Source organism: Lentzea xerophila (genome assembly GCF_051094245.1).
GTDB lineage: Bacteria > Actinomycetota > Actinomycetes > Mycobacteriales > Pseudonocardiaceae > Lentzea > Lentzea xerophila.
The window spans coordinates 1,067,097-1,091,353 of the sequence record NZ_CP194934.1 but is presented as its reverse complement, the minus strand read 5'-3'; the positions used below and the strand labels follow the sequence as shown (position 1 = coordinate 1,091,353).

The 24,257-nt window shown below is 69.8% G+C and carries 23 protein-coding genes; 14 read left to right on the top strand and 9 right to left on the bottom strand.

The features are described from left to right. Nucleotides 1–25 precede the first annotated feature (25 nt). Genes ACRSBM_RS05420 through rimO form a run of 3 tightly spaced genes read right to left on the bottom strand, consistent with a single transcriptional unit; the run spans nucleotide 26 to nucleotide 2,486 of the window. Nucleotides 26–502 carry a CinA family protein gene (locus ACRSBM_RS05420; protein ID WP_434440309.1) on the bottom strand — a complete coding sequence of 159 codons (477 nt, stop codon included), beginning with the start codon at nucleotides 500–502 and terminating at the stop codon, nucleotides 26–28. Continuing rightward, a complete protein-coding gene (gene pgsA, locus ACRSBM_RS05415) occupies nucleotides 499–1,077 on the bottom strand; it encodes a CDP-diacylglycerol--glycerol-3-phosphate 3-phosphatidyltransferase (RefSeq protein WP_434440307.1) in 579 nt (192 codons plus the stop codon). The genes ACRSBM_RS05420 and pgsA overlap by 4 nt, the downstream gene beginning before the upstream one ends. Next, nucleotides 1,074–2,486, bottom strand: coding sequence for a 30S ribosomal protein S12 methylthiotransferase RimO (rimO, locus tag ACRSBM_RS05410; RefSeq protein WP_434440305.1), 1,413 nt, complete (start codon nucleotides 2,484–2,486; stop codon nucleotides 1,074–1,076). The genes pgsA and rimO overlap by 4 nt, the downstream gene beginning before the upstream one ends. Nucleotides 2,487–2,644: 158 nt before the next feature. On the opposite strand from rimO, the gene ACRSBM_RS05405 reads away from it, so the two are divergent. The 7 genes from ACRSBM_RS05405 (at nucleotide 2,645) to ACRSBM_RS05375 (ending at nucleotide 7,701) form a co-directional block, all read left to right on the top strand. Further along, nucleotides 2,645–3,145, top strand: coding sequence for an amino-acid N-acetyltransferase (locus tag ACRSBM_RS05405; RefSeq protein WP_434440303.1), 501 nt, complete (start codon nucleotides 2,645–2,647; stop codon nucleotides 3,143–3,145). A gap of 62 nt (nucleotides 3,146–3,207) precedes the next feature. Beyond that, nucleotides 3,208–4,059 (top strand): MerR family transcriptional regulator, encoded by an 852-nt coding sequence (locus tag ACRSBM_RS05400; RefSeq protein ID WP_434440301.1) that lies wholly within the window; start codon nucleotides 3,208–3,210, stop codon nucleotides 4,057–4,059. Continuing rightward, entirely contained in the window at nucleotides 4,043–4,834 is a 792-nt protein-coding gene (locus ACRSBM_RS05395; protein WP_434440299.1) for a hypothetical protein, read from the top strand. Before ACRSBM_RS05400 ends, ACRSBM_RS05395 begins: the two co-directional genes overlap by 17 nt. Before the next feature lie 97 nt (nucleotides 4,835–4,931). Next, nucleotides 4,932–5,342 (top strand): hypothetical protein, encoded by a 411-nt coding sequence (locus tag ACRSBM_RS05390; RefSeq protein WP_434440297.1) that lies wholly within the window; start codon nucleotides 4,932–4,934, stop codon nucleotides 5,340–5,342. Beyond that, a complete protein-coding gene (locus tag ACRSBM_RS05385) occupies nucleotides 5,339–6,493 on the top strand; it encodes a YcaO-like family protein (protein ID WP_434440295.1) in 1,155 nt (384 codons plus the stop codon). Before ACRSBM_RS05390 ends, ACRSBM_RS05385 begins: the two co-directional genes overlap by 4 nt. Nucleotides 6,494–6,498: 5 nt before the next feature. Continuing rightward, nucleotides 6,499–7,152: a nitroreductase family protein gene (locus tag ACRSBM_RS05380; protein ID WP_434440293.1), complete on the top strand. Its 654-nt coding sequence runs from the start codon at nucleotides 6,499–6,501 to the stop codon at nucleotides 7,150–7,152. Nucleotides 7,153–7,236: 84 nt separating this feature from the next. Further along, on the top strand, nucleotides 7,237–7,701 hold the full coding sequence (locus ACRSBM_RS05375; RefSeq protein WP_434440291.1) for a phospholipase: 465 nt from the start codon (nucleotides 7,237–7,239) through the stop codon (nucleotides 7,699–7,701). A gap of 70 nt (nucleotides 7,702–7,771) precedes the next feature. On the opposite strand, the gene ACRSBM_RS05370 is transcribed toward ACRSBM_RS05375, so the two are convergent. Continuing rightward, entirely contained in the window at nucleotides 7,772–10,153 is a 2,382-nt protein-coding gene (locus ACRSBM_RS05370) for a DNA translocase FtsK 4TM domain-containing protein (RefSeq protein ID WP_434440290.1), read from the bottom strand. A 148-nt stretch (nucleotides 10,154–10,301) separates the two neighbouring features. On the opposite strand from ACRSBM_RS05370, the gene ACRSBM_RS05365 reads away from it, so the two are divergent. Then, nucleotides 10,302–11,045: a lysophospholipid acyltransferase family protein gene (locus ACRSBM_RS05365; RefSeq protein WP_434452974.1), complete on the top strand. Its 744-nt coding sequence runs from the start codon at nucleotides 10,302–10,304 to the stop codon at nucleotides 11,043–11,045. Here ACRSBM_RS05365 and ACRSBM_RS05360 read toward each other — a convergent pair. Continuing rightward, on the bottom strand, nucleotides 10,942–11,622 hold the full coding sequence (locus ACRSBM_RS05360) for a hypothetical protein (protein WP_434440287.1): 681 nt from the start codon (nucleotides 11,620–11,622) through the stop codon (nucleotides 10,942–10,944). The two genes, ACRSBM_RS05365 and ACRSBM_RS05360, sit on opposite strands and share 104 nt — an antisense overlap. Before the next feature lie 75 nt (nucleotides 11,623–11,697). Next, entirely contained in the window at nucleotides 11,698–12,054 is a 357-nt protein-coding gene (locus ACRSBM_RS05355; protein ID WP_434440285.1) for a hypothetical protein, read from the bottom strand. A 75-nt stretch (nucleotides 12,055–12,129) separates the two neighbouring features. Between ACRSBM_RS05355 and ACRSBM_RS05350 the strand changes: the two genes are divergently transcribed. Further along, nucleotides 12,130–12,771 (top strand): TetR/AcrR family transcriptional regulator, encoded by a 642-nt coding sequence (locus ACRSBM_RS05350; protein WP_434440283.1) that lies wholly within the window; start codon nucleotides 12,130–12,132, stop codon nucleotides 12,769–12,771. Between the two features lie 19 nt (nucleotides 12,772–12,790). On the opposite strand, the gene ACRSBM_RS05345 is transcribed toward ACRSBM_RS05350, so the two are convergent. After that, nucleotides 12,791–15,562 (bottom strand): BTAD domain-containing putative transcriptional regulator, encoded by a 2,772-nt coding sequence (locus ACRSBM_RS05345; RefSeq protein WP_434440281.1) that lies wholly within the window; start codon nucleotides 15,560–15,562, stop codon nucleotides 12,791–12,793. Nucleotides 15,563–15,699: 137 nt separating this feature from the next. Between ACRSBM_RS05345 and ACRSBM_RS05340 the strand changes: the two genes are divergently transcribed. Beyond that, a complete protein-coding gene (locus tag ACRSBM_RS05340) occupies nucleotides 15,700–16,314 on the top strand; it encodes a class I SAM-dependent methyltransferase (RefSeq protein ID WP_434440279.1) in 615 nt (204 codons plus the stop codon). Between the two features lie 16 nt (nucleotides 16,315–16,330). Here the strand turns inward: ACRSBM_RS05340 and ACRSBM_RS05335 are convergent, their stop codons facing one another. Next, nucleotides 16,331–16,870: a LuxR C-terminal-related transcriptional regulator gene (locus ACRSBM_RS05335; protein WP_434440277.1), complete on the bottom strand. Its 540-nt coding sequence runs from the start codon at nucleotides 16,868–16,870 to the stop codon at nucleotides 16,331–16,333. A 147-nt stretch (nucleotides 16,871–17,017) separates the two neighbouring features. On the opposite strand from ACRSBM_RS05335, the gene ACRSBM_RS05330 reads away from it, so the two are divergent. Genes ACRSBM_RS05330 through ACRSBM_RS05320 form a run of 3 tightly spaced genes read left to right on the top strand, consistent with a single transcriptional unit; the run spans nucleotide 17,018 to nucleotide 19,972 of the window. Beyond that, nucleotides 17,018–17,194: a hypothetical protein gene (locus ACRSBM_RS05330; protein WP_434440275.1), complete on the top strand. Its 177-nt coding sequence runs from the start codon at nucleotides 17,018–17,020 to the stop codon at nucleotides 17,192–17,194. Nucleotides 17,195–17,205: 11 nt separating this feature from the next. Next, nucleotides 17,206–18,531 carry a hypothetical protein gene (locus ACRSBM_RS05325; RefSeq protein WP_434440273.1) on the top strand — a complete coding sequence of 442 codons (1,326 nt, stop codon included), beginning with the start codon at nucleotides 17,206–17,208 and terminating at the stop codon, nucleotides 18,529–18,531. A 28-nt stretch (nucleotides 18,532–18,559) separates the two neighbouring features. Further along, a complete protein-coding gene (locus ACRSBM_RS05320; RefSeq protein WP_434440271.1) occupies nucleotides 18,560–19,972 on the top strand; it encodes a glycoside hydrolase family 19 protein in 1,413 nt (470 codons plus the stop codon). Between the two features lie 70 nt (nucleotides 19,973–20,042). Here the strand turns inward: ACRSBM_RS05320 and ACRSBM_RS05315 are convergent, their stop codons facing one another. Next, complete coding sequence (locus tag ACRSBM_RS05315; RefSeq protein ID WP_434440269.1) at nucleotides 20,043–21,263, bottom strand: hypothetical protein; 1,221 nt, start codon at nucleotides 21,261–21,263, stop codon at nucleotides 20,043–20,045. A gap of 96 nt (nucleotides 21,264–21,359) precedes the next feature. Between ACRSBM_RS05315 and ACRSBM_RS05310 the strand changes: the two genes are divergently transcribed. After that, nucleotides 21,360–24,248 (top strand): BTAD domain-containing putative transcriptional regulator, encoded by a 2,889-nt coding sequence (locus ACRSBM_RS05310; RefSeq protein ID WP_434440267.1) that lies wholly within the window; start codon nucleotides 21,360–21,362, stop codon nucleotides 24,246–24,248. Nucleotides 24,249–24,257 lie beyond the last annotated feature (9 nt).

Sequence of the window (24,257 nt, the reverse complement as noted above, 5' to 3'; positions counted from 1 at the left end):
CCCAGGGCGAACGAACGCGGAGTCATCATTTGTTCCCGTCCTCGGTGATCAGCAGATGATCCGACAGCAGGACCAGCGCTTTTTCCACAGCGGCGGAACGGACCGCTCTGCGGTCACCACTCACAGTGATTGTCCGCACTGTGGACACTCCAGGCCCGCTCAAGCCGATGTGGACCGTCCCCGGAGCGACTCCGTCCTGCGGGTCGGGTCCGGCGACCCCGGTCAACCCGATCCCCCAGTCCGATTCGCACCGTTTCCGGGCTCCCTCGGCCAGTTGGACCGCGACGTCGGGGTGCACCGCACCGTGCTCGTCGAGCAACTGCTGATTCACGCCCGCGAGCTCGTGTTTGAGCTCGGTCGCGTAGACGATCAACCCACCGCGGACGACGGCACTCGCCCCCGGCGTGTCGACGATCGTCGCGCACAGCAGACCCGCGGTCAGCGACTCGGCGGTGGCGACGGTCTGCCCACGCGCCTTCAGCAGCTCGACGACGTTCGTCACGCCACCGCCCTGCCCGCGCGGGCTTTCAACTTGAACGCTCGGATGACGTAATCGATTCCCGTCACGACCGTGAGGACCAGCGCGATCGCCATGATCACCCAGGCGGCGAGCTGCAGCACGTCGTTCTGCGGGAGCACGAACAACCCGATGGCGATGACCTGGGCCAGCGTCTTGGCCTTGCCGCCGCGGCTGGCCGGGATGACGCCGTAGCGGATCACCCAGAACCGCAGCAGTGTGATGCCGACCTCACGCACGGCGATGACGATCGTGATCCACCACGGCAGCACGTCGAGGATGCTCAGACCCACCAGCGCGGAGCCGGTCAACGCCTTGTCCGCGATCGGGTCGGCGATCTTGCCGAAGTCGGTGATCAGCCCGTGCTTGCGCGCGAGCGTGCCGTCGATGTGGTCGGTGAAGCTCGCGACGGCGAAGATCGCGAACGCGATGAGGCGCCACGTGGTGTCGAAGCCACCCGCTTCGAACAGGGAGAACAGGAAGACCGGGACGAGCGCCAGCCGTGCCATCGTGAGGATGTTCGCGACGTTGAGCAGCGGCACCTTCCTGGCCTCGGTCATGTCGGGAGCACCTCGATGACCTCGACCACCAGGTCGACGCCCTCGGAGTCCACGACACGGCACCGGACCAGGTCACCGCGCTTGAGTTCCTCGGCCTCGAGCACGATGCACTCGCCGTCGACCTCGGGCGCCTGGTGCTCGGCGCGGCCGACGCAGTCGTTCTCCTCGTCCTCCTCCTGCTCGACGAGCACGACGACCTCGGTGCCGACCCGGTCCTCGGCGCGCTGGCTCGTCAGCTCCTCGACGAGGTTGCCGATGCGCTGGACGCGTTCGGCGATGGTGTCCGCGTCGAGCTTGCCGTCGAGCCCCTCGGCCTCGGTGCCGTCCTCGTCCGAGTAACCGAAGATGCCCACCGCGTCGAGGCGCGCCTCGGTGAGGAAGCGCTCCAGCTCCCGCAGGTCGGCCTCGGTCTCGCCGGGGAAGCCGACGATGAAGTTGCTGCGGATGCCGGCCTCGGGCGCGTGCTCGCGGATCTGCCACACGAGCTTGAGGAAGCTGTCGGTGTCGCCGAACCGGCGCATGCGCCGCAGCACGTTCTCGCTGGAGTGCTGGAACGACATGTCGAAGTAGTTCGCGACCTTCGCGGTCTTCGCGATGGCCGCGACGAGGCTGGGCTTGGTCTCGGCGGGCTGCAGGTAGCTGACCCGCACCCGCTCGACGCCGGGGATGGACGCCAGCCGCGGGAGGAGCTGTTCGAGGGCGCCCTGCTCGCGCGGCAGGTCCTTGCCGTAGCTCGTCGAGTTCTCGCTGACGAGGAACAGCTCCTTGACGCCGTTCTCGGCGAGCCACATGGCCTCGGAAACGATCTCGTCCGGGTGCCGCGACACGAACGCGCCGCGGAAACTCGGGATGGCGCAGAAGCTGCACCGGCGGTCACAGCCGGACGCGATCTTCAACGGCGCCACGGGAGCGTCGTCGAGGCGCTTGCGCTGGACCTTGGTCGGCCCCCAGCCGTGCCCGGGAACCTGGACGGCGTCCTTGGCCTCCTGGCGCTTGACCGGCGTGATCGGCAGCAGCGTGCGGCGGTCGACCGGCACGTGCGACTCGACCGGCTTGCCGTGCAGCACGTCCTGCAGCCGCTCGGCCAGGTCGTTGTACTGGTCGAAGCCGAGGACCGCGGCCGCCTCGGGAAGGCTGTCCGCGAGCTCCTTGCCGTACCGCTCCGCCATGCACCCGACAGCGACGACCTTGGCGCCGGTGTCGGACGCGGCGAGCAGCGTGTCGACCGAGTCCTTCTTCGCCTGCTCGACGAAGCCGCACGTGTTGACGACGACGACGTCGGCGCCCTCGTCCACCAGCTCCCAGCCGCCCTCGCCGAGCCGTCCGGCGAGCTCTTCGGAGTCGACCTCGTTGCGGGCGCAGCCCAGGGTCAGCAGCGACACGCGTCGCGGAGTGGTGGGAGAAGACACGGCGCTCAGAGTAACCGCCCCAGGTCCAGGACCTTGAATTCAGTGCTGCGAGAGCAGCTCCACGTGTGGTCGAACGCGTCGTAGCCGAGTTTCGTGTCCTATCCCCCCACGGCCACCACCCGCAAGCCTCTCTGAGGCGCGGCTCATACTTGACGGTTGTGACCAGTGGGGTAGTCGTGCGGCGCGCCCGCACCAGCGACGTGCGCGCCATGAAGGCGTTGATCGACGGGTACGCGGGCAAGGTCCTGCTGGCCAAACCGCTGGTCACGCTGTACGAGGCGGTCCAGGAGTTCTGGGTGGCCGAGGAGGGCGGCGAGCTGCTCGGCTGCGGCGCGCTGCACGTGATGTGGGAGGACCTGGCCGAGATCCGCAGCGTCGCGGTCTCCCCCATGGCGCTGGGCAAGGGCGTCGGCCACCGGATCGTGGCGCAGCTCATCGCGACCGCCAAGGAGCTGCAGCTCGCGCGGATCTTCGTGCTCACGTTCGAGACGCGGTTCTTCACCAAGCACGGGTTCGTGGAGATCGAGGGCACGCCGGTGAGCCCCGAGGTCTACGAGGAGATCATGCGGTCCGTCGACGAGGGCGTCGCCGAGTTCCTCGACCTGAGTTACGTGAAGCCGAACACGCTCGGCAACAGCCGGATGCTCCTGGAGCTGTAACTCTTCGAGTAATTACTCGAAGAGTCTTGACTCAACGAACCGCAAGCACCAACATCAAGCGCGTGCCCGAATCGCTCACCGTCGACGAGCTCGCTGCCCGGATCGGCCTGCCCAGCAGCACCATTCGCATGTACCAGACGAAGGGTGTGCTGCACGCGCCGAGACGGCAGGGGCGCGTGGCGTACTACGACGCCTCGCACGTCGAGCGGTTGACGTTGGTGCAGCGGTTGCAGCAGCGGGGGTTCTCGCTGCCGGCGATCGCTGAGCTCATCTCGGCACGCGAAAAGGGCGAGTCGGTCGCCGCGGTCCTCGGCATGGGTGAGGCCGAGGGGCCCGACGACTGGGTTCGGATCAAGGTGCGCGACATCCGGCACCTGGTTCCGATGGGAGACGTCCAACCGCGACTCCTCCTCCGGGCTATGCGGTTGGGCTTGGTGCGGTGGAAGTACGGCTGGCCGCACGCGCGTCGCTGGGCACTCGAAGCGGGCGGCAGGCTTGCCGGCCTACGGGTGCCCAGCGATGACGTCATGGACAGCTTCACGCGCCTGCGCACGGCGACCGACGCGGTGGCGGCGGACTTCGTGCGGTTGTTCGAACGGCAGTTCTGGCCTGAGCTCGCGAGGAAGGCCGGTGACGAGAACCAGCTGGAGAACGTGCGGGCGTTGCTGGTCGAGCTGACGTACACGGCGGAGACCGCGGTGGTGGGGACGCTGCGGGAGTCGATCCGGGACGCGGCGGAGGAGTTCGCGTCACGGCACGGGTTGCTGCCCAGCGACGACTACCAGCCCGCGTGGGCCGAGCAGCCGTTGCCGCCGATCGCCGAGAACCTCATGGACCCGGCCGGAGATCTGCCGAGTGAGCAGGAGATCGAGCGCTTCCTGCAAAAGGGGGACGAGGATGAGCCTGATCGCTGATCCCGCGTGGCACGCGCAGGTACGGGACGAAGGCCTTGTCGTGTACGCGGGAGCCGATCTCGCGTACCTGATTCCAGACCTGCCCAGGGCGGTGGCCGTGGCGCTGGCGGGGCTGTTCGAGCCAGTGTTGAGGGGAGTGGCTCGAACGGTCGACGAAAGCCGGTTGGGGGAACCGGTACGCCGGCACGTGGCCCAGCTGAGGACCCTGGGCGCTCTCCGCCCGGCGGGGTTGCCCGCCGACGACGCCAAGCCGATGGGGGTCGGCACGCGCGTCGTCGGGGAGGCACCCGCCGGGCTGGTAGAGCGGTTGCCGCACAACGAGAATCCGGACCTCCTGCTCGTCGTGCGGACGACTGGCACGTTGGTCGACCTGGTCGAGGTGGCGCGCGAGACGAAGGTTCCGCACCTGTTGCTGGACCTCGCGTACCACCACACCGCCGCGATCGGGCCCTTCGTGGTGCCCGGTGCCGGCGCGTGCCTGGCGTGCCTCGCGGTGCGGGCGGGGCGGCGGTGGGGGGATCCGCCGCCTCCGCCGGAGCCGGGAGTTCTCCGGCACGACTTCCCGCTTTCGCTTGCGGCGCAGGCGATCCAGAACATCCGAAACGGCTCGCTGGCACTGCTGGACGCGGCCGTGACCGTCAACCTCGACGACTTCACGACGACCCGCGAGAGCGTGCTGCCCGCCGCCGGCTGCGAGATCTGCCCGACGGTCGAGGTCGGGCGCGTGTCACTTCCTTGGGGGGACCATGAACGCGACGGCAGTCCGGTTACCTGACCAGTTCTCACCCGGTGCGGCCGCCACGAACGCCGCGACGCCCACCTGTTGCTGTTGTTGTTGCTGTTGTTGCGCGATTTCCTCGGTCGGTGCGGCCGTGCAGATCCCCGCGGCGCTGTACCAGGACACCAAAGAGCTGCCCGTACCGCGCGGCGCGCTCGTGCTCCCCGCCGCGATCTTCCCACTGCTCGTCGTGGTCCTGCCGCTCGTGACGATGGGCGCGGTTTTCGACCTGCACTGGGGCTGGTGGGCCGCCGGATTCGGTGCCGCGCTGGCGTGGTCGGTCGCGGCCGGGTTCCTCGCCCGGTCGCCGAGGCCGTGGCTGAGCCTGGCCCGGCTGCTCGGCTGGGCCCTGCTGTGGTGCGTCGAGCCGTTCGCCGTGGTGTTCACGCTGGGACCGATCGCCGCGGCCGGCGGGACGGCCGCGTGGATCGCCGGCGGGCTCTACATCTCCGGGGCGCTCGGCCTCGGGTACTGGATCTTCCGGCACTACCGGGGCAAGCGATGAGGACCGTCGCGGAGGCGCTGGCCGAGCGCGCGGTCGGCTGGCGGCAGGGTGTGGTGTCGCAACTGCACCCCGTGCCGCACAGTCTGTCCGATGTGGACATCGAGGGCTGGGCCGCGGTGCCTGAGCCGTTCGCCACCGGAGGCACCTCCGGCGGTACCTCCAAGATCGCCGCTATCGCCGAGGCGCTGGAACGGCACGCGGCCGCGCGGGCACCCCTGGAGATCGTCACCGAAGGTGAATGCTGGCCGCTGGAGCACTTCAGCCTGCACACGGTCGAGCAGCGCGTGGCACCGAACTACCGCTACCGCAAGGGATACGTCGACACCCCGTACACCCGGGCGTGGACGTTGCCCACCAACGAACCGATCCGCGTGCCCGCCGGACTCGTCGGCCTGGACGCGTCGTACGGGCTGCCCGCGACCTCCTCGGGGCTCGCGGCCGGTCCGTCGACGACCAGCGCGTTGCTGAGGGCCACCCAGGAACTGGTCGAGCGTGACGCGTTCACCACGACCTGGCTGCATTCCATCGCACCGCAACGGTTCGCCGCGGACCTCCCGCACGGCGCCCAGGCGTTCGACCTCACGCCGGCCTACAGCCCCCACCCGGTGGTCGCCGTCGCGGGCTCGCTGCCGATCGCCGGCAGGCCACGGCCCACCCTCGGTCTCGCGTGCCGGGCGACCGTGGCCGAGGCGGTGCGGAAGGCCTACGAGGAGTGGGTGCAGGGCACGGTGTTCATCGAGGTGTGGCTGGCGCGCAACGGCGACCGGCCCGTCGAGGAGGCCACCGACTTCGACGAGCACGCCGTCTACTACGCGACGAACCCGTCGAGGTGGGACGCGCTGCCGTGGTTCACCGGCTTCGACACCGATCCGCCGCCCGACGCCGAAGCCCGTGGCACCGGCGAGGAACTGACCGAACTGGTGCACGCACTAGACCGCGCGGACATCCGGCTCGCCTACCGCGAACTGACCACGCCGGAGCTCTCGGCCGTCGGCCTGCACTGCGTCCGCGTCCTGTCCCCCGACCTCGCGCCGCTGCACGCCGACCACCGCTGGCCCCACCTCGGCGGCCGTGCCCGCGAGCTCGACTGGCGCTACCCGCACGCCTCACCAGGCGTGTTCCCCAATCCCGCACCGCATCCGCTGGGGTGAAGCCGATGTTCGACGACTTCTGGGCGGCGAGCCGGTTCTCCCCGTTGCACCAGCGCAGGCTCGGCGAACGGCTGCGCGACTTCCGGCCGCGGCCACCGTTGATCGACCCTCTGGAACTCCCCAGCGCTCCGGTCGCGCTGCCGCGCCCCAAGGACCGGCTGCAGAAGCTGTTCCAGGCCCGGAAGAGCACGCGCGAGTTCGCCGAGAAGCCGTTGACTCCCAAGCAGCTCGGCACGGTCCTCGGCGCGTTGTCGGACAACAGCTTTCCGTCCGCCGGCGGGCTGAATCCCTTGCGCTGCTACGCGTTCCTCGACGGTCGCGCGGTCCGCTACGACCTCCGGCGGCACGCCCTGCAGGACATCGGGCCCGCACCCGCGGACCTCGCCGAGATCCTCGGCACGCCCGAGGTGCCGCCGCTCGCGATCGTGCTCGTGTTGCAGGACGACGAGGCGTTCGAGAAGTACGGCGAACGCGCCGGGCGCTTCGGCCTGATCGAGGTTGGCGCGGCGGCACAGAGCATCTGCCTCCGCCTGGCGGAACAGGAACTCGGCGGCTACCTGCTCGGCGGTGTGGCGGACAACGAGATGCTCCACGCGCTCGGCCTGCCCCGGGAACTTCGGGTGGCCACCGCGATCGCGTGCGGTCACCCGCTCACCTGACGTTCACCGGATCGTGTCTACCGAGGGGAGTCGATCACCGGCTACAACTGGGCGAGACCCTGCTCACCATCCGAGGAGCTCGCCATGTCGAAGACCCTGCGTTCGGCATTCGTGGGTGCCGCCGCGTCCCTGGCCCTGATCTTCACGAGTGCTCCCGCGCACGCCGTGGACATCGTCGCGGTGACCGACGACTACCTCTACACGAAGACACTCAGCCAGTTCACGACAGTGCGCGCGCAGCAGCCCTACGCGGGCCAGCTCGACTGGTCGTCGGACGGCTGCTCGTACTCGCCGGACAACCCCTTCGGGTTCAAGTTCCTGCCGACCTGCCACCGGCACGACTTCGGCTACCGCAACTACAAGCGGCAGTCGCGGTTCAGCGAGGCGAACCGGCTGCGGATCGACGACAACTTCAAGTCCGACATGTACCGGCAGTGCGACGGCAACTGGGCGTGCAAGCGCACCGCCGACCTGTACTACGCGGCCGTGCGCGAGTTCGGCGGCAGCGGCAGCTCGACGGCCACGAGCATCCAGCAGGCCGGCCTCTGATTCCGCCTGACGGAAGTAACGCGGGGGCCCTACGTTTCCTTCAGGGAAACGTAGGGCCCCCGCGTTCCCTTCAGGCGTCGTCGGCGGGGCCGCCTCCACGCATCAGGTAGACCACGTTCTCGAGCTCGTCCGGCTTGATCAGCACCTCACGTGCCTTCGAGCCCTCGGACGGCCCGACGACGCCACGGGTCTCCAGCAGGTCCATGAGGCGCCCCGCCTTCGCGAACCCGACGCGGAGCTTGCGCTGCAGCATCGACGTCGAGCCGAACTGCGACGTCACGATCAGCTCGGTCGCCTGCACGAGCAGCTCCAGGTCGTCACCGATGTCGGCGTCGATCTCTTTCTTCTCGCCGGCCTTCTGCGCGGTGACGCCGTCGGTGTACTCCGGCTGCGCCTGGTTCTTCGTGAACTCGACGATCGAGGAGATCTCCTCGTCGCCCACGAACGCGCCCTGGATGCGCACCGGCTTCGAGGCGCCCATCGGCAGGTACAGGGCGTCGCCCATGCCGATCAGCTTCTCGGCGCCCGGCTGGTCCAGGATGACCCGCGAGTCCGTCAGCGACGACGTCGCGAACGCCAGCCGTGACGGCACGTTCGTCTTGATCAGGCCGGTCACCACGTCCACGGACGGTCGCTGGGTCGCGAGCACCAGGTGGATGCCCGCCGCACGCGCCTTCTGCGTGATCCGGACGATCGCGTCCTCGACGTCGCGCGGCGCGGTCATCATCAGGTCGGCGAGCTCGTCGACGATCGCCATGATGTACGGGTACGGCCGGTAGACGCGCTCGGAACCGGGCGGTGCGGTGATCTCGCCGGACTTCACCTTGCGGTTGAAGTCGTCGACGTGGCGCACCCGGTTGACCTGCATGTCCTGGTAGCGCTGCTCCATCTCCTCGACGAGCCACGCGAGCGCCGCCGCGGCCTTCTTCGGCTGCGTGATGATCGGCGTGATCAGGTGCGGGATGCCCTCGTACGGCGTCAGCTCGACCATCTTCGGGTCGATGAGGATCATGCGAACCTCGTCGGGCGTCGCACGGGCGAGCAGCGACACCAGCATCGAGTTGACGAACGACGACTTACCGGAACCCGTGGAACCCGCCACCAGCAGGTGCGGCATCTTCGTGAGGTTCGCGGTGACCATGTGGCCCTCGATGTCCTTGCCGAGGCCGATCACCATCGGGTGCGTGTCCTTGACCGTGGACGGCGCGCGCAGCACGTCGCCCAGCCGCACCATCTCGCGGTCGCTGTTCGGGACCTCGATGCCGACCGCCGACTTGCCGGGAATCGGCGCCAGCAGGCGCACGTTGTCCGTCGCCACGGCGTACGCGATGTTCTTGGTCAGCGCGGTGATCTTCTCGACCTTCACGCCGGGGCCGAGCTCGACCTCGTAGCGGGTGACCGTCGGACCGCGGGTGAAGCCGGTGACCTGGGCGTCGATCGAGAACTGGTCCAGCACGCCGGAGATCGCCTCGATCATGAGGTCGTTGGCCTTGCTGCGGGTCTTCGGCGCGTCGCCGTCCTTGAGGACGTCCGGCGGCGGCAGCTGGTACTCGCCCTCGACCGCGCGCACGGCCATCGCCGGAGCGGCGGCCTTCTTCTCCTTCGCGGCGGGCTTCGCGGCGACGGGCTCCGCGGGCTCCTCCAGCGGCAGTTCGGCCTGCGGCTCGTCCTCGACGGGCGCGGCGGCCTGGCGGCGGCGGGACGGACGGCGCAGGCGAGCCGGCTTCGGCTCCTCCTCCGGCTCTTCCTCGTCCGCTGACTCGTCCTTCGACGACGTGCCGGGGTGCAGCAACGAGCGAATGCGTTCGGGCGCCTGGCGGATCGGCGTGTGCGTCACGACGAGCAGGCCGTAGGCGAAGATCAGGAACAGCAGCGGACCGGCGACCCACGGGGTCAGGCCCTGGGCGAGGAACCCTCCGGCCAGGTATCCCAGCGCACCACCGGCGCTGCGGCGTTCCAGCGGGTCCATCGGCAGGCCACCGATGAGGTGGAACATGCCCAGCACACCGATCATCATCAGCAACGAGCCGATGATCAGCCGCGGCCGCGCCTCTGGCTTCGGGTCGGTGCGCATCAACGTGATGCCGATGCCGAGGAACACGACCGGCACGATCACCGCGGGGAACCCGACGGAGCTGCGCACGGCGACGTCGACCCACTGCCCGATCGGTCCACCGGCCTGCCACCACACACCGGCGCCGGTGATGACCGCGAGCGCGATCAGCAGCAGCCCCAGGCCGTCACGGCGGTGTTCGGGGTCGAGATCCTTGGTGCGGCTGACGGTGCGCACGAGACTGCCGACACCGCGTCCCAAGGCACCCCACACGGCGCTGATCGCGCCGCCGCTCTTGCGTGCGGCGGGCTTTCTGGACGCGGTGGATCGCGCCCGCGGCTTGGCTGGTGCTTTGCCGCGTGACGTGGTCTTTCTCGAAGTCCCTGTGCGCCCGGCCATGTGTATAAGGTAGTCCCTCGCGTCTCACCAGCCCCGTTTGCAACTGGGACGCGTGCGAAACCTCATGGTTCACCGGATCGGGCACTGTGTCGTTTCGACACGCCGTACGCTGCCCCGCGTGTCCACACCGCTCTTCTGGCGCGTGCTCATGGCGATCGACCGGGGCCTCATCGCGCTGACCGGCAAGCTCGAGGTGTCCGGCGACATCCCACCGGAGCTGCTCGGCAAGCCGTTGCTGCTCGCCTCCAACCACATCGGCAACCTCGACCCGATGGTGCTCATCGCGGCGTGCCGCGAGATCGGGATCAACCCGCGGTTCATGCTCGCGGGCGGGTTGCTCGACGCGCCGGTCATGGGTCCGGCGTTGAAGGCGTGCGGCCACCTGCGCGTCGACCGGCGGTCGGCGAACGCCGGCGAGGCGATGCACCGCGCCGTCGAGGCGTTGCGCAAGGGCGGCGACCCGATCGCCGTGTACCCCGAGGGCAAGATCACCCTGGACCCCGGCATGTGGCCGGAGCGCGGCAAGACCGGCGTCGCCCGCATGGCGCTCGGCGGCGGCATCCCGGTGATCCCGATCAGCCAGTGGGGCGCTCACGAGGCGGTCTACTGGGGCAACCTGCGCGTCGGCGGCTGGAAGGACTTCCTGCCGTACCTGACGTCCTGGCTGTCCGCGGTGCGCAGGCGCCCGACGTTCAAGGTCCACTTCGGCAAGCCGGTCGAGCTGTCGGACCTCAGGGCCGAGACCATGGGCGACGCCCGCCGCGCCCACGAGCGGATCATGCTCGCGATCACCGAGGGCTTGGTTCCGTTGCGCCTCGACGAGCCGGACGTGCCGAAGTTCCACGACCCGACGCGTCCGACGACCGGTTCCTCCCCCTGGCGGCCCGTCTGATCGAGTAGGCGATCACCGTGACCAGCATGGTCATGGGCATCGGGTGGCCGAGGTAGAGCCCGAGCGCGAGATCGACCAGCGGGATCGTCAGCGCCAGCACGAACGCCTTGGTGCTCGCCGTGGGCAGCTTGACCTTCGGGTCCGCCCACGGCGTGCGCCCCCACGGTTTCGCCACGCTGAGCCACGTCTGGAACGCGAACGCACCGACCATGCAGGCGGTGCCGACCGGCGTCCACCCGCTCACGTCGCCGTTCGCGGCGGCTTCGAGTCTGCCGCTCAGCAGGAAGATGCCGACGTAGAGCTGGCCGACGGTGATCGCGAACTTCGTGAGCACCCACCAGTGCTTGTAGTAACCCCACGGCGTCGTCGCGCTGAGCATCATGCCGCTGAACGCGCTGGTCGCCCCCATGAACGCGAGCACGTGATGGTCGAGCACCCGCGCCATCTTGAACGCGTTGACGTCACCGGTGTTCAGGCCGTACAGCAGCAGGGTGAACAGCGCCAGGGCCTGGCTCAACCAGCCGACGGACGTGATGACGTGCAGCCACACCAACAAGTTTCGCGCGCGCTTCTGCATGACATGTAGCTTGCCTACGCATCACGGCAGGCGCATCAGGGATGTCCCTTAAGACCAGCGCGCCACTGCGCCGCGTCATGATCTGACGCGGGCCAGCGCGACGGCGACCACCACCGCGCCGAGCGCACCGGCCAGGCTCGCGACACCCAGCCGCCCGTCGACCGCGTAGGCGGACACCGACGTGATGAGCACACCGGCGGCCAGACCCAACGCGAAGATCAGCGCAGGCACCACCAGCCGGCCGCGCACCGACGCGGCCGCGACCAGGAGCGTGCACAGGACGAGGTCCGGCACCAGGAACAGGTTGCCGGCCCGCCACGCGTCCGACACGAACAGGAAGCCGAAGGTCCCGACGCTCAGCGTCACCGCGACCACTCGGCCGAGGTTGATCACGATTGCGGCGGCCCGGACAGGTTGCGAGGTCATCGTCATGTCTACACCGTAGACTGCGTGCTCCGCCGATGTCTACGGCGTAGACATGCCCTGCGGGTAGGGCACGATGTGGACATGCCGGAGGCACAGCCGAGAGCCAAGCGACTGACACCGTCCACGATCGCGGAAGCCGCGCTCCGGGTCGGCGACCGCGACGGCGCCAAGGCGATGACGATGCGGCGCATCGCCACCGAACTCGGCTGCGACCCGATGGCGCTGTACCGGCATTTCCCCGACCGGCAGGCACTCCTGGACGCCGTCGCCGACCTCGCGATGGCCCACGTCCCCGACCCCGACCCCGCCACGGACTGGGACCAGCGGCTGCGCGCGGTGATCACCGGCATCCGCGACGCCGCGCTCCGCCACCCCGGCATCGCCCCGCACGTCGCCGCGCGGCCACCGCTCGCCGAACACGGCCGACGCCTGGGCGCCACGATGATGACCGCGCTGAGACAGGCCGGACTCTCCCCCGACAACGCGGTCCGGACGAGCCAGGCCCTCGTCACCTACACCGCCTCCGCTCTCGCCATGACGGTGCAGGCAGGCACCCGGGACCAGCGCTGGCACCAGGTCAGCGGCACGTTGTCCGCTCTGCCGGGAACACCACCTGGCGCCGAACTCCCCGCGACCGGTTCAGCCGAACAGTTCGAGTTCGGCCTGAGCCTGCTCCTCGCGGGCATCCGCGACCTCGCGGCCAGCACCCGCACAGCGAAGTGAGCACCGCGTTTCGGACCGCTCAGGAAAGTTCGTGCAGCCTCGCGCGCACCTCGGGAGTGAGCGGGTGGTCGTAGTCCTCGTAGATCGTCAGCGCTTCCAGCAGATGCGTCCGCGCGACCTCTGGCTGGCCCGCGCTCGCCTCCCCCAGCCCGTGCAACGCCTCCGCGAGGCTCTTGCGATCGCCGAGCACGCGCAGCATCGCGATCGCGTGCCGGAACTCCTCGCGCGACTCGACCCGCTGCCCCAGCTTGAGCTGTGCCCAGCCGATGCTGACCAGCGCCATCGCCTTGCCGTGCACGGCGTCGTGCGCGTCCATCAACTCGAACGCCGTCCGCGCCGACTCCAGCGACGCCTCGAACCGGCCCGCCGAGCGCAGGATGTCGCTGAGGAACAGCCGGGTGCCGCCCTCCCCGAACCACGAACCGACCTCCGCGTGCCGGTCGAGGGCCTCGCCGAACCTGTCGACGGCGAGGTCGAACCGGCGCAGGCCGCCGTACGCCATGCCCAGGCCGGTGAGGCTCCACGCGGCACCGACGGAGTCACCGATCTCGCGGCGGATCGCCAGCGCGCGGTCGAAGAGTTCGAGGGCGTCGGCGAAGCGCTGGCCGCGGACCGCCGAGAGTCCCTGGCCGTGCACGGCCCACGCGCGGGCGGCCTGGTTGCCGTCGCGGGCGGCGGTGCGTTCGGCGACGCGGTACGCGCGAGTCCACTCGTCCAGAGCGCTCGACACGACGAAGTAGTTCCACAGCGCCACGGGAATCTGCCACGCGGCGGGTGAGTGCTCGTCCTCGGCGAGCCGCGTGACGGCCAGCAGGTTCGAGGACTCCGTGCGGCACCAGGTGAACGCCTCGTCGTGCGAGGCGAAGTCCTGAGTGGACAGTGGGGGTAACAGGAACGCCGGGTGGTCGGGCGGCGCGATGACGGTGCCCGCGGCGTTCGCGGTGTCGAAGTACCACCTCAGCAGCCGCTGCACAGCCTGGTCACGGCCGTCCGACGACTCCTCGGTGGCGCTGAGCTCCGTGGCGTACAACCGAAGCAGGTCGTGCAGGCGGAACCGGCCGCGCGCGACCTCCTCCAGCATGTGCCCGCCCGCCAGCACGTCGAGCAACGTGCGGGCCCGCGACACCGGCACACCGGCCAGCGCGGCGGCGGCGGCGAGGCTGATCTCGGCACCCGGATGCAGGCCGATGAGCCGGAACATCCGTGCGGCGTCAGGCTTCAGCGCCAGGTACGACCACGAGAAGGCCGCCCGCACCGCCGTGTCCTCGTCATCGCCCGTGGCCAGCACATTCAACCGGTCGCGCTCGTCGGCGAGATCACCGGCCAGGTCGGCGAGCGTCAGGTGCGGCCGGGTCACGACTCGTTCGGCCGCGATCCGGACCGCCAGCGGCAGGTGCCCGCAGAGTTCGACGAGCTTCGCCGCGGCAACGGGTTCGGCGGCGACACGGTCCGCGCCGACCGCGGACGTCAGCAGCGCCAGGCCCTCGTCGCGCGTCAGGATCGACAACGTCAGCGAATGCGCGCCGTCCCGCGCGACGAGGCCACCCAGGTGGTTGCGACTCGTCACCAGCACCATCGACGTCGACCGGCCCGGCAGCAGCGGACGGACCTGCTCGGCCAGCCGCGCGTTGTCGAGCAGCACCAGAACCCGTTTGCCCGCAAGGACACTGCGGTACAGCGCGGACTTCGCGGGCAGGTCGTCCGGGATGCGCTCGGCCGGCACGCCGAGGCTCTGCAGCAACTGGTGCAACGCGGCGGCGGGCTGCACCGGCGGCGCGGACGCGTCGAACCCCCGCAGGTCGACGTGCAGCTGGCCATCCGGGAAGCGGGACGCCACCTGGTGGGCGAAGCGGACGGCCAGCGCGGTCTTGCCGACGCCACCGGTGCCGGTGATCGCGACGAGCACCGGCGAGTGGTCGTGCGGCACGACCTCGGCGAGCTTCGCCAGCTCCTTCTCGCGGCCGGTGAAGTCGCGGATCTCGTGCGGCAGCTGGACCGGCACCAGCGCGGGCGCCGCGGGGGCCGGCTGCGGATCGTGCCGGCCGACGAGGACCTGCTCGTGGAGCTGGCGCAGTTCGGGGCCGGGCTCGATGCCGAGCTCCTCGATCAGCAACCGGCGCAGGTCCGTGTACACGGCGAGCGCCTCCGCCTGCCTGCCGCCGCGGAACAACGCGGACATCAGCAGGCCGTGCAGCCGCTCCCGCAGCGGATGCGCGCTGACCAGCGTCGTGAGCTCCCCGGCCACCTCGGCCTCACGCCCGACCGTCAGCATCAACGCGGCACGTTGCTCCACGGCCGTGAGCCGCATTTCGGTCAGGCGCGCGCGTTCCACCGCGGCGAACGGCCCCGGCACGCCCTCCAGAGCGACGCCCCGCCACAGCCCCAACGCCGCGTCGAACGCGGCGATGGCCTCGGCCGGTTCGGCGCGCAGACGCCCGGCGTCGTCCAGATAAGTGCGGAACACGGCCGCGTCGGAACTGCCGGATGGGAGCCTCAGCAAGTATCCAGCGTCCGTGGAGAGCAGCACGGAGCTCGGTGCCCGCGAGGCCCTGCCCGGTTCGAAGAGGCGCCGCAGACCAGCGACGTAGGTGTGGATGCCGTTGTCGGCGCTGGCGGGCGGGTCGTCGCCCCAGACCGCGTCGATCAGCTCACTGCGCGACACGACATGGTTGGCGCGCAACGCGAGGACCGCGAGCACAGCCCTCTGCCGCGGTGGACCGAGCGTGAGCTCCTTGCCGTCCACCGTGGCCGCGAGCGCGCCCAGCAAGCTGACGCGCAACTCGTTCTGCACCGTGTTTCTCACTTCGTCGCTGTCCGCAGTCAGCTAGCAACCTACCGTCAGTTTTCGTCCAGAAGCCATCCAGAGTCCGTGCAGAGAGGTTCTCCACACTTCACTCAGGTGAGTTGGGTCGAAATGAGGGGCGGGGTATGAACGCGGCCGAGGTCTTCGACACGCTCGGGCTTGAGTACCAGCGCGCTTGGTCACACCAGCCCGCACTGCACGGCACGCTCGCCTGGTTCGCCGCGACGCAGCCCTCGGGCTCGCGCGTGCTGGACATCGGCTGCGGCACCGGCGTCCCGGTCGCGCGCACCCTCACCAAGGCGGGCATGAAGGTCACCGGCCTGGACGTCTCGCCCGTGATGGTCGACATCGCGTCCTCCCAGGTCCCCGACGCCACGTTCCACAAGATCGACATCCGCGACTTCGAGTCGCCTCCCGGCTCGTGGGACGTCATCTGCGCCGTCTTCTCGCTGCTGCAGATGTCGCAGGCCGAGATCATCCAGACCCTCGGCCAGATCTCCACCTGGCTGCGGCCGGGAGGCCACTTCTTCCTCGCCACCGTGGCGATCGACGTCGAACAGGTCACTCTGCCCTGGATGGGCCAGGAGATCGAGGTGTCCTCGTTCTCCGAGGAGAACTTCGAGAAGCACCTCGGTGACGTCGGCCTGCGGGTGGTGCGCCGGAGCCGTCCGGTCTTCACGCCGTCGTTCCCCGGCGCGACGCCCGAGGAGTCGCTGCACCTGGTCTGCCAGCGTCCGTAGTGCTCCTGGCCGTTTTCTAGAGCCAGCCACGGCGCGCGGCCAGTTGCCCTGCCTGGAAACGGCTTCTGGCCCCGAGTCTGCCCATCACCCCCGACATCACCCGCCGGACCGAGCGGGCGGACGTGCCCAGCCTGGCCGCCGCCGCGTCGTCCGTCGCGCCCGCCGCCAGCAACCGCAGAACGGTGCGTTCCTGGTCGGTCAGCCCCGCGACCGGGCGGGCGCCGGCGCTCATGGCGCCTGCCCAGAGGTGGTCGAACCATGCCTTCAGCAGGGCGACGGTCTCGGGTGAGGTGACCGCGGCGGGACCGGGCACCACAGCCGCCTGGTCGCACAACACCAGCCCCGTCGGCAGACCGGCGCACACGCGTACCTGGTCGTCGCCACGCAGGTACGCGGGCACCACGTCGCGGTCGACGTCGTCCGGGTAGAGGACGCGGACCGGAACTCCCCGCGGGAGAAAGCGGAGGTCGACTAGGTCGGCCGGCCCGCCGGACATGCACAGATCGATCCCCGCCTGTGCTCGCATCGCCATTTCCTGCACATCGTCTGCTCGCATGCCGAAAAACTAGCGCCGCGACCTGCACGGCATCCGCACCGGACCTGGACGAGACCTGGACGCCCGTGTCCTGATCCGGCCAGGGCGCTTCAGGACAGCCGGAAACCCTTGTGACCTCGGCAAACCGAGGGCAATCTGCATTCCACGATGTTCCTCGTCGAACGACACCTGAAGAAGAACGTGAATCAGTACGCACTCGAGCAAAAAGGGCTCGAGAACGTCAGGGTTCGCGTCGACGAATCCGGCTTCCAATTAGTCGCCAGCGTGCTGGCGGCTGACCGGGAACAGGCCGAATCAATCGCAACGGAAATTTTAGGGGAATGAACATGCGTGGAATGAAGAGTGTTCTCGCCGCCGTGGTGGCGAGCATCGCGCTGGGCATGGTCCCGGCCCAGGCGGCGCCCGCCACGCCGGCCTTCGGTTCCGGGATCGACCCGTACTCGTCCTACGACGGGCAGACGACGTGTGAGGCGTCCGCCAAGGCGGGGCCGATCGGAGTGCGGGACCTGCTCAACAGCACCTACGGCACGCATGTGGCCGGCATCAGCCGCAACTGCAACGGCACGGTCAGCGAGCACCACGAGGGCAGGGCGCTCGACTACCACTTCAACTACTACGACACCGCGGACCGCGCCAAGGCCGAGGACTTCCTGGCCTGGCTGCTCGCGACCGACCAGCACGGCAACGCGCACGCCATGGCCCGCCGGCTGGGTGTCATGTACCTGATCTGGAACAACCGGATCTGGGAGTCGTACCGGCCGAACCTCGGCTGGCAGCCGTACAACGGCGACAGCCCGCACACGGACCACATCCACATCAGCTTCAGCTGGGCCGGCGCGCACAAGCAGACGTCGTGGTGGACGCAGGCCGCGCAGCAGGTCGGCCGCGTCGGCGTCGTCACGGGCGGCACGCTCTCGGTCAAGGAGGGCAACCTCTACGCGCCGTGGGTGAGCCAGATCAGCAACGTCGCCAAGTTCGAGATCGAGGGCGACCGCGTGGGTGTGCTGACGACCACGGGCGACCTGCTGGTGAAGGAAGGCGACCTCTACGCGAGCTGGACCAACCAGGTCGGCGGCGTCAAGGACTTCCACCTCGCCGGTGACCGGATCGGGGTCGTGCGGAGCGACAACAGCCTCGCGGTCAAGGACGGCACCCTCTACGCGGCCTGGACCGAGCAGACGAGCAACGTGGCCGACTTCGACCTGACGCCGAACCGCATCGGTGTGGTGTTCACCAACGGCGAGGTCACGGTCAAGGAGGGCGACCTGTACGCGGGCTGGGTCAACCAGCTCGGCAACGCGAAGGACGTCGAACTGGCCGGTGGCCGGATCGGCGTGCTGCGCAACGACAACACGCTCGCCGTGAAGGACGGCACCCTCTACTCCTCCTGGACCGAGCAGACCGGTGGCGTCGCGAACTTCGAGATGACGAACAACCGCATCGGCGTCGTGTTCACCAACGGCGAGGCCACCGTCAAGGAAGGCGACCTGTACGCGGGCTGGGTCAACCAGATGGGCGGCATCAAGGAGATCGACCTCTCCGCTGACCGCGTCGGCCTGCTGCGCAACGACAACGTCCTTTCGGTCAAGGAAGGCACCCTCTACTCCTCCTGGACCGAGCAGGCGAGCGGCGTCACGTCCGCCGACCTCGCCCACCGCTGATCCGCGCCCAGGGCAAAGGGAAACCGCAATGAAGAAGACCATCGCGGCGTCGCTGCTCGGCGCGACGATCGCCACCACCATGATCTGCTCCCCCGCCGCACAGGCCGCGGAGACCGGCCCCCGCGTCGGTGTCCTCGTGGGCGGCACCCTCTCGGTCAAGGAGGGGAACCTGTACTCGAGCTGGGTCGGCCAGATGAGCGGCGTCGCCAAGTTCGAGATCGACGGCGACAGAATCGGTGTCCTCACCACCGGCGGTGACGTGCTGGTCAAGGAAGGCGACCTCTACGCGGGGTGGACCAACCAGGTCGGCGGCGTCAAGGACTTCCACCTGGCGGGCGACCGGATCGGTGTACTCCGCAACGACGACAGCCTCGCTGTGAAGGACGGCACGCTGTACGCCCCGTGGACGGAGCAGACCAGTGGCGTCAAGGACTTCAGCCTCACCTCGAACCGCATCGGCGTCGTCTTCGCCAACGGCGAGGTGACCGTCAAGGAGGGCGACCTCTACGCCGGCTGGGTCAACCAGCTCGGCAACGCGAAGGACGTCGAACTGGCGGGAAGCCGCATCGGCGTGCTGCGCAACGACGGCACCCTCGCCGTGAAGGACGGCACTCTGTACGAGAGCTGGACCGAGCAAACCGGTGGTGTGAAGGACTTCGAGCTCACCCGGGACCGCATCGGCGTGGTGTTCGGCAACGGCGAGGTGACCGTCAAGGAGGGCAACCTCTACGCCGGCTGGGTCAACCAGCTCGGCGGCGCGAAGGAGGTCACCCTGTCGGGCAACCGGCTGGGTGTGGTGCGCGACAACGGTTCCTTCGTCGTGAAGGAGGGTGACCTGTACGCGTCGTGGACGGACCAGGCGAGCGGCGTCTCGTCGGCCGATCTCACCTCGCCCGCCCTCACCGCTGGTGTCGTGACGCTGCAGGACCTGCGCAACGCCTTCGGCACCATCGGCGAGGAGGCGACCGTGCAGCAGGGTCTGGAGAGCCTCAACGCCGAGATGGTCCGCGCCGGCATCACCACCCCGGCGCGCAAGGCCGCGTTCCTCGCGACCCTGCGCCACGAAAGCGGGTTCCGCTACAACGCGCTGGAGAGCGTGACCGACCACCTCCGGGGTCGTGGCTTCATCCAGCTCACCGGCGACGCGAACTACCGGGGAGCCGGCGCCCACCTCGGCGTGGACCTGCTGGCCAACCCGGAGCTCGCGAGGAGCCTGCAGTACAGCGCTCCGATCGCCCGCTGGTACTGGACGGTGGCCCGCGCCGACTCCAACAACGCGGCCGACCACTACGACATGGGCCTGATCTCGCGCTACGTCGGCTATCGGGCCAGCGCGGCCGAGGACCTGGAGCGCTGCAACGACTTCAAGTCCGCACTGCGCTACTTCAACGGCGGCACGATGCCGGTCGCCGAGTCCCAGATCACCTGCTACCGACACTGAGCGAGGACTGCCGCATGCACCGAACCGCTCCCCGGCAGCCGGGGAGCGGTTCGGTGCTGTCCGGAAAGTCCTACCGGCGATGGGTCAGTCCGCCCTGCGAGACCGGGGAAGCCTGGTTCGTCCAGGCACCCCAGAGCGTGCCCTCCTTCACCTGGAAGGCGCCGTGGGTCTGGCGCGCACCGATGCGGTTGCCGGAGAGCTCCACGCCCGCGGCCTGCTCGATCTGGTTCACCCAGTCCGCGTAGAGGTCGCCGTCCTTGACCCGCAGGAGACCGCCGCTGTGCACCACGGCGACGCGCGTGGACGTGAGAGCGAAGTCCGCCACGTCACCGCTCTGCTCGGTCCAGCCGGCCCACAGCGTGCCGTCCTTCACCGCGAGGGTGCCGTTGGTGCGCAGCACGCCGATCCGGTCGCCGGCGAGCCGGACGCGTGCGGCGTCGCCGGTCTGGCCGACCCAGCCGTTCCGCAGGCCGCCCTCCTTGACCGCGACCTGACCGTCCGCGAAGACGACGCCGATCCGGTTCGGCGTGAGGTCGAAGTCCGCGACCTGGTTCGTCTGCTCGGTCCAGGGCGCGTAGAGGTCGCCCTCCTTCACGGCCAGCGAGCCGTCGCGGCGCAGCACCCCGATCCTGTTGCCCGCCAGGCGGAAGTCCGCCGCGTCACCGACCTGGGACCGCCACGACGCGTAGAGGTCGCCCTCCTTGACGATCACTTCGCCGCCGGTCGTGAGCACACCGATCCGGTTGCCGTCGATCTCGAACTTCGCCACGTCACCGCGCTGCTCGAGCCACCCCGCCCACAGGTCGCCCTCCTTGACCGACAGGGTGGTGCCGGTCAGCACGCCGATGCGGCCGATCCGCGGCTCCAGGTACGGGGCCGCCGCCTCGCGAGCCACCGGCAGCCAGTCCTGGTAGCGCTGGGTCCCGTAGCTCGCCTTCCACTTCGGCAGCCACTTGTTGCCCTGCGCCTCGTACATGCCGTGCGCGACCTCGGAGTTGCACGCCGGGTTCAGGTAGCAGGGGTTCACCTCGCCGTTGCTCTCACCGATCTGGTAGATCCCCTGGTCGAGCTGCCCGTTCTCGTTGCGGTGCGTGGCGTCCGGACGGCAGTGCGACTCGGTCATGCCCACCGCGATCGCCTCGACGAGGGCGTCCCCCTTGAAGCCCGCCTGGTCGGCGTAGTAGGCGCACACCTCGGGACCGCTGCCGGCGGCGACGGCCTGACCGGGAACCGCCAGGGCGGCGAGTGGCAGGACCGCGGCGACGAGCAGGGCGCTGAATCTTCCGGACATGGTGCTCTGTCCCCCGTTCGGAGCATCTGAACTGGTCGGGAGAGACAGTAGAAGCGCGGTCTGCACGAAACCTGGACGGCTATCCTGACCGGCGTCATGGAGATCGGGATCCTGGGGTCGGTCGAGGTCTGGCACGGCGGGGAACGGCTGGCGGCGGGTGCTCCGCAGCAGCGGTGCGTGCTGGCGGTGCTGGCGTTGAACGCGGGCCAGGGCGTGTCCGTCGAACGGCTCGCCGAGGTGCTGTGGGGCGAGGAGCCGCCGGGTGACTGGCGCGGCCTCGTGCACGGCTACGTCTCGCGGCTGCGCAAGATCCTCAAGCCTGCCGGTCTCGGCATCGTGCGCCGCTCCCCCGGCTACGCGCTGGACGCCGAGGTCGACCTGCACGTGTTCCGCGACCTCGTGGTGAAGGCGCGTGCCGCGGAGCACCCGGCGCCGGGACTGTTCAAGGCACTCGCGCTGTGGCGGGGCACGCCGTTCGACGGCGCCGCGGGCGGGTCCGCACTCGACAGGCTGCGCGACGGACTGGTGCAGGAGCACCTCGCGGTCACCGAGGAGTGGGTGGAGCACGAGCTCGAACTGGGCCGGCACCGGGAGGTGGTCGGCGAGCTGACCACCCTCTGCGCCGAGCACCCCTACCAGGAACGGCTCGTCGGCCTGCTGATGCTCGCGCTGCACAGGTGCGGCCGGCAGGCCGAGTCGCTGCGCCGGTACGAGGAGTTCCGCCGGCTCCTCGCCGACGACCTGGGCGTCGACCCCGGCGACGAGCTGCGGACGTTGCACCAGCGGATCCTGCGCTCCGACCCGGCGCTGAGCAGTGCGACACCCGCGCCCACGGCACCGGTCACCCCGGCGCCGGCCAAGGCACCGGATTCGCTGCCGTTCGACCTGCCCGACTTCACCGGCCGCGCCGAGGAGCTCGCGAAGCTGCTCGGCACGGCCACGGACCGCGGCGGGATCATCGCTATCGACGGCATGGCGGGCGTGGGCAAGACAGCGCTGGCCGTGCGCGCGGGCCACTCGCTCGCCTCCCGCTTCCCCGACGGGCGCCTGTTCGTCGATCTGCACGGGTTCACGCCGTCCCGCGCTCCGGTCCAGCCGCACGCCGCGCTGGGCGTGCTGATGCGGTCGATCGGCGTGCCGTCCGAGGAGATCCCGAGCGAGCCCGACGACCGGCTCGTCGCGTGGCGCACCGCGATGTCGGGCCGCAGGGCGTTACTGGTGCTCGACAACGCCGCCGACGCCGAGCAGGTCACGCCGCTCATACCCGGTTCACCCGGCTGCGTGGTCGTCGTCACCAGCAGACGCCGCCTGCCGAACCTCGACGGCGCCGTGCCGCTGTCGCTCCAGGTCCTGCCGCCCGCCGACGCCGAGGAGCTCTTCCGGCTGGTCGTGGGGGAAGACCGCGGCGAAGGCGCCGCGGAGCTGGTGGCGTTGTGCGGCCACCTCCCGCTCGCCGTCCGGATCGCCGGGGCACGGCTGCGACACCGTCCGAAGTGGACGGTCGCGGACCTGGTCGAGCGCCTGCGCACCGAGCAGGCGCGATTATCCGAGCTGGCACTCGACGGCAGGGACGTCGCGGCGGCGTTCACCTTGTCCTACCAGCATTTGGACTCGGCGCAGCAGCGGATGTTCCGGCTACTCGGCGTGCACCCCGGAGTGGACGTCGACCGGCACACCGCCGCCGCGCTGGCCGCGTTGCCGCTGACCAGCGCCGAAGATCTGCTGGAGGACCTGCTCGACCACCATCTGCTCGAACAGCGCGTCCGCGACCGGTTCCAGCTGCACGACCTGCTGCGCGTGCACGCCACCAGCCTGGTGTCCGAAGTGGACGAACCGGCGGAGGCGGGCACCAGGCTCCTCGACTACTACCTGACCGTCACCGACCGCGCGGCGGACTCGCTGCAACCAGGCAGGCGCCGGGCCGAGCCGGAGATCCTGCGCCCTCCCGCGTCCGTGCCGGACGTCTTCACCCTGCCGGACGCGCTGGCCTGGTTCGCCGCCGAGCACCCGAACCTGCTCGCCGCCGGAGCGCACGCGGTCCGCGAAGGCGTCGACCGGCACGTGCGCGACCTGCCCCGCCACCTCGGCCACTACCTGATCATCTCGCACCGCATCGACGAGCTCGTCGCGTTGCAGGAGGCGGGCTTGGAGGCGGTGCGCAGGCTCGGCGACACGCGGGGCCAGGCGGTGAACCAGACCCAGGTGGCGCTGACGTACTACATGGCCTGCCGCTACCGCGACAGCCTGCGGCACGCCGAGCGCAACCTGGAGCTCACCCGGTCACTGGGCGACCCGACCGGACAGGCGTTCGCGCTCGTCATGCTCGGCCTGGTGCACCAGCGCCTCGGCCACTACGCCCGAGCGCGCGAGTGCAACGAGGGTGCGTTGTCGCTGTTCTCGAACAGTGACAACTACCGCCTCGTCGCGATCTGCGTCGGCAACCTCGGCCGCATCGCGCTCGCGACCGGCGACCTCGACACCGCGTACCGGTCGCTGAGCAAGGCCCTGGTGCAGAGCCAGGAGATCTCCGAACGAAGCGAGGAGGCCTCCGTTCGCTCCGGCCTCGGCGCGACCCTGAGCAGGCAGGGCATCCACGACCAGGCGCTGCGGCTGCTCTACGAGGGCTGGGAGCTGGCCAGGGAGGTCGGCAACACCGACTACGTCGTGCGCGGCCGGATCAAGCTCGCCGACGGCCACCGCAGAGCGGGGCACCTCGACCGGGCTCTCCTCGTCGCGTCCGAGGTGGTCGACGACCTGAGCCGGGGCTCGCTGGTCGACCACCTGGCCAGCGCGTGGAACGTTCTCGGTGCGGTGCAACGGGATCTGGGCTCGGCACAGGCCGCCCGGTCGTTCGAGCAGGCCCTGGAGCTGGCCCGGCGGATCGAGTACCGGATCGAGCTCGCGCACGCGCTGCACGGGCTCGGGTTCACGGAGGAGGCCGCCGGGCACTACCGCGAGATGGGTGTCGGCCCGAACCCCGCCTGACCCTGGCGG